Source organism: Nonomuraea sp. NPDC004580 (assembly GCF_040609855.1).
GTDB lineage: Bacteria > Actinomycetota > Actinomycetes > Streptosporangiales > Streptosporangiaceae > Nonomuraea > Nonomuraea salmonea.
The window spans coordinates 1-1,557 of sequence record NZ_JBEXLH010000142.1 but is presented as its reverse complement, the minus strand read 5'-3'; the positions used below and the strand labels follow the sequence as shown (position 1 = coordinate 1,557).

Below are 1,557 nucleotides of genomic sequence, written 5' to 3'. Positions count from 1 at the left end.
CCTAGTCCGAAAATCGGAGAATTAGTGGGCAGGCGGCAGCGGACCCCGGCGTGCTGTGGCTGGTCGGGGTCGGTAACCAGCTGGCCGGATCAGGCCCGTTCGAGGATGACCCGATAACCGAGAGCCTCGAGCTGGCGGATGTGATTGCGTTTCCTGCGTTCGGGGCCGAGCCTGCGGTCGTAGAAGTCGGCCCCGAGATCGATGAAATGGGCGTCGGGATCGGACAGCAGATGCCAGACGATGGTCAAAATGGAGCGGCCGACGGCGACGATGGCGCGTTTGGACCCGCGGCGGCGGGCGATGCGTCGGTAGCGTTCGCCGAGGAAGGTATCGCTCTTGCCGGCGACCACCGCGGCCTCGCCGAGAATACGGGCCAGGTAGCGGTTGCCGTGGCCGGTCGCTGCGCGGCCTTTCCTCTTGCCCGCAGACTCGCGTACTCCAGGCGCGAAACGGGCCCAGGAGGCCAGATGCGCGGCGGTGGGGAAGCGACTCATGTCCAGCCCGATCTCGGCGATGATCGCGCGGGCGGCGATGGATCCGATACCGGGGATCTCATCCAGCCGCTCCACCGCCGCCCGGGCGAAAGGGGCGATCAGCTCATCGATCTTGGCGTCGAGTGTGGCCAGGTCGTGGCTGGTCTGATCGATGCGCAGCAGCATGGTGCGCAGCAGAAAGGCGTGGTGGTCGGTGAAGTGCCCGGTGAAGGCCTCCTCCAACTGCGGGATCTTCTTGCGCAGGGTGGAGCGGGCCATCTGCGCCAGCACCTTGGGATTACGTTCCCCGGCGATCAGCGAGGCCATCATCGCCCGGCCGGAGACGCCGAAGATGTCCGAGGCCACCACCGACAGCTTGATCTGCGCATCTTCCAGGAGTTTCTCCACGCGTTGCATCTCCGCGGTACGGGTGCCGATCAGATCGACCCGGTAGCGGGTCAGATCGCGCAGGCGGCGGATCTCGGGCGGTGGGACGAAGCTTGGGCGCAGCATCTGACGTTCGGCGACCTTGCACAGCCACACCGCATCCAGCCGGTCGGTCTTGGGCCGCCCGGGCAGGTGTTTGACATCGCGCGCATTGACCAGCCAGGTCTCGAGCCCAGCCGCCTCCAGCAGATAGAAGACGGGTTTCCAGTAATCCGAGGTGGCCTCCATGACCACCCGGGTGACCCCGAGCACGCGCAGATGATCGGCCAGGCCCAGCAGCGAGCGGGTCATGGTCGAGTACGACTGCACCTCCTGCAACCTGCGCCCGGGCCGCTTGTCGTCCGGAACGCGCACGCAGCACATCAGCGTGGCCTTGCCGACATCCAGCGCCGCGACCCGTTCGATGATCTCCTCGCGTTCTTTGGTCTCCTCCAGCATCACGCACCTCCCGCCACAGCCAGCCGGCACCCTGCACGGTGTGCCCGCAAGAGCCGCAAGGGAAGAAGCGAATCTAGTCCGCGTGCTCGAAGCACAGTGAAGGGCCCATGGCGCGGCTCCCGGCGTCCGACTAACCCACGGCCTCAACCGGACCAAGGACACACGACGTCGGCGGGCAACCACTCCCGATTTTCAGCCC

At 66.5% G+C, this 1,557-nt stretch carries 1 protein-coding gene; it reads right to left on the bottom strand.

The annotated features are described in order from the left end of the window. Window positions 1–89 precede the first annotated feature (89 nt). The gene (locus tag ABZW11_RS46220) at window positions 90–1,358 is read right to left on the bottom strand and encodes an IS110 family transposase (RefSeq protein WP_355432924.1); all 1,269 of its coding nucleotides are present in this window, start codon (window positions 1,356–1,358) and stop codon (window positions 90–92) included. Window positions 1,359–1,557: the final 199 nt, after the last annotated feature.

What these genes read in the sequence shown, in the direction of transcription:
- ABZW11_RS46220 (WP_355432924.1), bottom strand. Translation starts at nt 1,358, where the DNA reads ATGCTGGAGGAGACCAAAGAACGCGAGGAGATCATCGAACGGGTCGCG.